The sequence below is a fragment of the Acidovorax delafieldii 2AN genome (genome assembly GCF_000175235.1).
In the GTDB taxonomy this organism is placed as follows: domain Bacteria; phylum Pseudomonadota; class Gammaproteobacteria; order Burkholderiales; family Burkholderiaceae_C; genus Acidovorax; species Acidovorax delafieldii_B.
Genome location: NZ_ACQT01000221.1, coordinates 1 through 5,847, shown reverse-complemented (window position 1 = coordinate 5,847; position 5,847 = coordinate 1). Strand labels below are relative to the sequence as shown.

Genomic DNA, 5,847 nt, shown 5'->3' with positions numbered 1-5,847 from the left:
AGCGGGCGCACCTGGGCGAACAGATCCTGCGGCGCGAGGATGGTGCGCGCGCCGGCGTCGCTCACGTAGTGGCGCAGTTCCTCGGTGAGGTTCATCGGATTCACCGGCACGACCACCGCGTCGGCGCGCAGGATGGCGTAGTAACCGATGATGAACTGCGGGCTGTTCTGCATGTAGAGCAGTACGCGGTCGCCCTTGCGCACGCCGCAGACCTGCTGCAGGTGGGCGGCCAGGCGCTCGGTCTCGTCCTGCAGCCGGGCGTAGGAGATGACCGCGTCGTAGAACACCAGCGCCGCCTTGTCGGGGTAGCGCAGGGCTGAGACGTCGATGTTGCGGTAGAGGTGCGTGGCGGGCACCGTGAGGTGGCGCGGCAGCGTGCGCGGCCAGTGGGCGAAATGGCGGTCGGACATGGGTGGTTCGTGAGCAATGGGGTTTCAGTGATCCCTGGCGCATCGTTGCCCGTGGGCGTGTGGCACGGCCGCAGCGCCACGGGTCAGAAGGCCGCGGAGCAGGCCATGCCAGCGGACGCTGTGGAACGGGCGGGGCCCGGCCACGGGCATCGTCCCCTGGGCGCGAAGCGACTCAGAGGGGATTACTTCATATACCGGGCCAGTTCCATCTTGCCGATCTGGTTGCGGTGCACCTCGTCGGGGCCGTCGGCGAAGCGCAACGTGCGCGCGCCGGCATAGGCGGCGGCGAGCGGGAAATCGTCGCTCACGCCCGCGCCGCCGTGCACCTGCATGGCCCAGTCGATCACCTGGCAGGCCATGCTGGGCGCGGCCACCTTGATCATGGCGATTTCCTTCTGCGCGACCTTGTTGCCCACGGTGTCCATCATGTAGGCGGCGTTGAGCACCAGGAAGCGCGCCTGGTCGATCAGGATGCGCGCGTTGGCAATGCGCTCGCGCGTCACGCCCTGGTCGGCCACGGGGCGGTGGAAGGCCACGCGGCCCAGGGCGCGCTGGCACATGAGTTCGAGCGCGCGCTCGGCCACGCCAATGAGGCGCATGCAGTGGTGGATGCGCCCGGGGCCCAGGCGCCCCTGGGCGATCTCGAAGCCCCGGCCCTCGCCGAGCAGCACGTTGCCCACCGGCACGCGCACGTTGTCGAAACTCACCTCGCCATGGCCGTGCGGCGCGTGGTCGTAGCCGAAGACGGGCAGGGCGCGCTCCATGGTCACGCCCGGGGTCTTCATGGGCACGAGGACCATGGATTGCTGGCGGTGGCGGCTGGCATGGCCGGGGTCGGTCTTGCCCATGAAGATCAGGATCTCGCAGCGTGGGTCGGGCGCGCCCGAGGTCCACCACTTGCGGCCGTTGATCACGTACTCATCGCCGTCGCGCTCGATGCGCGCCTCGATGTTGGTCGCGTCCGACGAAGCCACGGCGGGCTCCGTCATGGCGAAGGCCGAGCGGATCGTGCCGTCGAGCAGGGGTAGCAGCCAGCGCTGCTGCTGCTCCTCGGTGGCATAGCGCACCAGGGTCTCCATGTTGCCGGTGTCGGGCGCAGAGCAGTTGAAGGCCTCGGGCGCCACGTGCGAGCGGCCCATGATCTCGCACAGCGGCGCGTATTCGAGGTTGGTGAGGCCGGCACCGAACTTCGACTCGGGCAGGAACAGGTTCCACAGGCCGGCCGCCTTGGCCTTGGCCTTGAGTTCCTCCATCACCTTAGTGGGTTGCCAGGCGTTGCCGGCCTTGCGGTTCTCGGCCACCTCGTGGTGGTACACGGCTTCGGCCGGGTAGATGTGCTCTTCCATGAAGCCCGTGAGGCGCTTTTGCAGGTCGACGACCTTGGGGGAGTAGGAGAAATCCATGTGCAAATCCTTTGAAAAAAAACGAGGCCGACGGGATGGGCGCGGCCCAGGTCAGGGCAGCTGAGCAAGGACCGCCCCGCAGCGAGGGCTGCGTCCCCCATCCTGCAAGCGCAGCGCCGCGAGAGAAGGGGGAAGGCGCGCAGCGCCTCAGGAGGTTGTCAGATCAAGCTCGCGCCGCCGTCCACGACCAAGCCCTGGCCGGTGATGTGGCGCGAGGCGTCCGAGGCCAGGAACACCACGGCGCCCTTGAGGTCCTCGTCGCCGCCGATGCGGCGCAGCGGCGTGCGCTCGATCATGGTGGGGCCGAGCTTTTCGATCAGGCCATTGGCCAGCTTGCTCGGGAAGAAGCCCGGGCAGATGGCGTTGACGCGGATGCCGTAATGGCCCCACTCGGACGCCAGAGTGCGCGCGAAATGCAGCGCGGCGGCCTTGGAGGTGTTGTAGGCGATGGTGTTCATGCCGGGCGGCGTTCCCTTGATGGCGGCCACCGACGCGGTGATGATGATGTTGCCCCGGCCCTTGGGGATCATCACGCGCTTGCCCACCTCGCGCGAGAGGAAGAAGGGCGCGTTCACGTTCAGGTCCATCACCTTGTTCCAGGCGGCGTCGGGATAGTTCTCGGCGTTGGCGCCCCAGGTGGCGCCGGCGTTGTTCACCAGGATGTCGATGGTGCCGAAGCGCGCCAGCACCTGGTCCACCATGGCCGGAATCTGGTCGAACTTCGACAGATCGTTGACCACGGTCTCGACCTCGTAACCCAGGCCTTCGAGGTGCGCCTTGGCTTGCGCCAGCTCGTCGGCCTTGCGCGCCGAGATGGCGAGCTTGGCGCCCATCTCGCCCAGTGCCTCGGCCATCTGCAGGCCCAGGCCGCGCGAGCCGCCGGTGATGAGGGCGACCTGTCCGGACAGATCGAAGAGTTGTTTCACGCTCATGGCGGTTGCTCCTTGGTGGTTGGCGGCCCCGATGGGCCGGTCGTGTTTCAGCACTGTTTGAAAATGGATGGCCGCGCTGCGGCGTCGATTGGGCTGGGCAAGGTGTGCAGCACGGCGGCTATCGCGGCGGCGGGCCGTGCACTGCGCAGGAAATCAGAGAAGTGGTGCTCATGGGCTGGAAGAGGAGGGGCGCCCCGGGGCATCGCCTTGCAACGCGCCCAGTCAGGCATGCGGCCATGCTAGGGCGCCCGTGCTGGGCTGTCTGTCACCTGCGAAACTTGAGCCGCGCGGTTACGGAGGCACCGTGCCTGATCCTCCAGCAAGGTTCTGGCAGAACTTCTGGCAAAGTCGCGCAGCACGCGCCGTACCAAGGGGCGTCGGGTGGTGAGGAAGGGCGGGCGCTGGACGAAGTTCCCCGTCAATGCCTCGTGCCGCCCCGGTGCCGGTGGTATCTGGCAATGTCCGTGGGCCGCGCCCGCGTGCCACGCGCGCGGGCTGCGCAGGGATGGGCAGGGTGCCGATGCGCCAGGAGCCGGCGTGCGGCCTGGCGGCATCCGCTGAGCACTCAGCACTCAGCACTCAGCACTCAGCACTCAGCCGGCTGGTGCCCGTGCCCGGGCTAGCTAGCGGTAGAGCGCCGCTTCGATACGCGCCACCATCTCGATCAGCCGGGGCCGCACTTCGTTCAGCAGAAAGTCCCGCGAGAGGTTGAAGGACGGTCCGCCGCAGTTGATCACCATGGGCGGCAATCCCCCGCCGGGGTCAAAGCCGCGGGCGATGGCGTTCACGTTTTTCTGCCATTCGCCAAACGAAGGCGCCACGCCCAGCGTGCGGTATTCGTGCAGCGCGTGCTGGATGGCGTCGCGCGCGGCGGGCCAGGCATCGGCGTCGCGGGCTTGCACCTGCGCCAGGACTTCATTGCGCTCTGCCTCGGGCACGCAGGCCAGCCAGGCGCGCCCCATCGCAGAGGCGGGCAGCGAGATGCGGGAGCCGACGTCCAGGCTGAGCGTCAGCAGGGCCGAGCTGCGGCAGTTCTCGACGTAGATCATCGAGAGCCGGTCGCGCGTGCCCAGCGACACTTCGGCCTTCGCATAGTCGGCCAGGTCCTGCATCAGCGGCCGCGCCACGTGCCGCACGTCCAGCCGCACCAGCATGGCGCTGCCCAGCGAGAGCGTGGCCGTGCCCAGCCGGTATTTGCCGCTGTCTTCCATGTGGATGAGGTAACCCAGCCGCGTGAGCGTGGCCGTGAGGCGCGAGACGGTGGATTTGGGCAGCTTGCAGCGCTGGGCGATCTCCTGGTTGCCCATCATCTTGTCGCCCGAGCGAAAGCAGGCCAGAACCTCCAGCCCCCGGGCCAGCGCGGTGACGAAATGGCGGTCTTCCGGGGGGCGGTGCGGGCGCTGGCGGGGCGGCCGTGGGGCGGGGGCTGCGGGCATGCGCGCATTATCGCGACGCACCGGGCGGCGCCTTCTGCGTGGGAGACGGCCTACCCATAACGCCTTGTCTGTCCGATAGCGGCAAGACCGCAGGCGGCGTTACCGTACCAATGCCAATCCATGTCAGCGAAAGGCGCGGGCCGTGGGCGCAGCGGGTTGCCATGCCCCCGCGCTACGGGTCCGTGCCGCAGCCAGCGGCACGTGTGCGACCCCAATGCCTTTTCACACATCTTCTCCAAACCCATGAACGACACCGCCACCGCAAGCCAGGCGCCGCCCCCCGTGCGTGGAGGCTGGCAGAGTCTGATGCCCCTGCGCCGCGTGGTCTGGCTGTGGGCCGACGCCGATGGTTTTCGCATGAGTGCGGCGATGTCGTTCTACGGCATGCTGAGCCTTGCGCCGCTGCTGGTGCTGCTGGTTGCGGTGCTGGGCTGGTGGCTGGACCGCGACAGCCTGCAGCAGGGCATCGTGGCGCAGATCGGCACCATCGTGGGTGCGCAAGGTGCCGCGGTGATCCGCCAGACGCTGCGCAGCGCCCAGGCGCCCGAGCAGGGCCTTCTGGCATCGACCCTGGGCTTTTTGGTGCTGCTGTTCGGTGCCACGGGGGTGTTTGGCGAACTGCAGTCGGCGCTGCAGCGGCTGTGGACCCATGGGCGCGGGGAGGTGCCGCCCCAGCCCTGGTGGCACAGTGTTTCGCTGCGCCTGCGCGGCGTGGCCTATGTGCTGGCCTTCGGCTTTCTGCTGCTGGTGTCGCTCGTGGTTACGACGCTGCTGAACCTGTTTGCCGGGTGGGCCGGCCGCTGGCTGCCCATGGCGCCGCTGCTGCGCCTGCTCAACGAGGCCACGGCGTTTGCCGTGTGCGCGGCCCTCTTCGTGGGGCTGATGCGCATGAGCGCCGGCCCCAAGCCCCGGCTGCGTTTTCTCTGGCTGGGGGCGGTGATTGGGGCGTCGCTGTTCACTGCGGGGCGGCATGTGCTGGCGGTGTATCTGTCGACGGCGGCGGTGGTGTCTGCCTACGGGGCGGCGGGTTCGCTGGTGGTGCTGCTGATGTGGATCTATTTCTCGGCCGCTGTGCTGCTGGTTTCTGCGGCGTGTGCCCGCGCTTATGAAGAAGCGCGGGGCGCCGCCGGCCGCAGCGCGCCCCGGGCGCTTTGAGCAACTTGTTACCGCTGCTTACCCCGGCGGGGCGGTATTTGCAGCGCGCAATGTGTAACTTCGCTGCAAGCCCGCAGCCAGGCTGTGTGGCGTATTCAATGTTGAAAGGTTTTTCGTATGCAATCCCATCTTCCTTCCATGGCACCCACGGCCGCGCAGACGCCCGCGCCGTCCAGAATTCCCCTGCAGTGGCTGTGGGGCGCCATTGCCGCGCTGGGCTTGTGCGTGGTGGCGCTGGGCGCAACCCTGGTGGTGCAGCAACGCAAGAGCGTCCCCACCGAGCCGCAGGCCCTGGCCGCTGTGGCCGCGCGCACGCCCGAAGCCGAGGTCATCGATGAAAAAGCGCCTGTAGCGCAAGACAGGCGGGCGCCACCAGCTCCTGAATACATAGCGCAGCCCGCGCCCTTGGCGCCAGCCCCGCGTGCACAGGCGCGTGCCTACCCGCAGCCAGCGCAGCCCATGGCGCAGCCTGCCCGCTACGAAGAAGCCGTGGCGCGGCCCGACCAGGGCC

General features: G+C 68.4%; 5 protein-coding genes and 1 pseudogene. 2 read left to right on the top strand and 4 right to left on the bottom strand.

Annotation, left to right across the window (positions count from 1 at the left end; genetic code table 11):
* The 4 genes from ACDELDRAFT_RS18200 to ACDELDRAFT_RS18185 all read right to left on the bottom strand — a co-directional run.
* The coding region (locus tag ACDELDRAFT_RS18200) for an AMP-binding protein (protein WP_005799461.1) at positions 1–410 on the bottom strand (410 nt) is incomplete at its 3' end.
* A 182-nt stretch (positions 411–592) separates the two neighbouring features.
* Entirely contained in the window at positions 593–1,813 is a 1,221-nt protein-coding gene (locus ACDELDRAFT_RS18195) for an acyl-CoA dehydrogenase family protein (RefSeq protein ID WP_005799460.1), read from the bottom strand.
* 158 nt (positions 1,814–1,971) lie between these two features.
* Positions 1,972–2,745, bottom strand: a complete 774-nt coding sequence (locus tag ACDELDRAFT_RS18190) for an SDR family oxidoreductase (protein WP_005799459.1) — start codon at positions 2,743–2,745, stop codon at positions 1,972–1,974.
* 623 nt (positions 2,746–3,368) lie between these two features.
* The gene (locus tag ACDELDRAFT_RS18185) at positions 3,369–4,181 is read right to left on the bottom strand and encodes an IclR family transcriptional regulator (RefSeq protein WP_005799458.1); all 813 of its coding nucleotides are present in this window, start codon (positions 4,179–4,181) and stop codon (positions 3,369–3,371) included.
* Positions 4,182–4,424: 243 nt separating this feature from the next.
* Here ACDELDRAFT_RS18185 and ACDELDRAFT_RS18180 point away from each other — a divergent pair, with 243 nt between their 5' ends.
* On the top strand, positions 4,425–5,336 hold the full coding sequence (locus ACDELDRAFT_RS18180) for a YihY/virulence factor BrkB family protein (protein WP_100084465.1): 912 nt from the start codon (positions 4,425–4,427) through the stop codon (positions 5,334–5,336).
* A gap of 117 nt (positions 5,337–5,453) precedes the next feature.
* A pseudogene (locus tag ACDELDRAFT_RS18175) lies at positions 5,454–5,847 on the top strand (glycine zipper 2TM domain-containing protein); the annotation flags it as partial.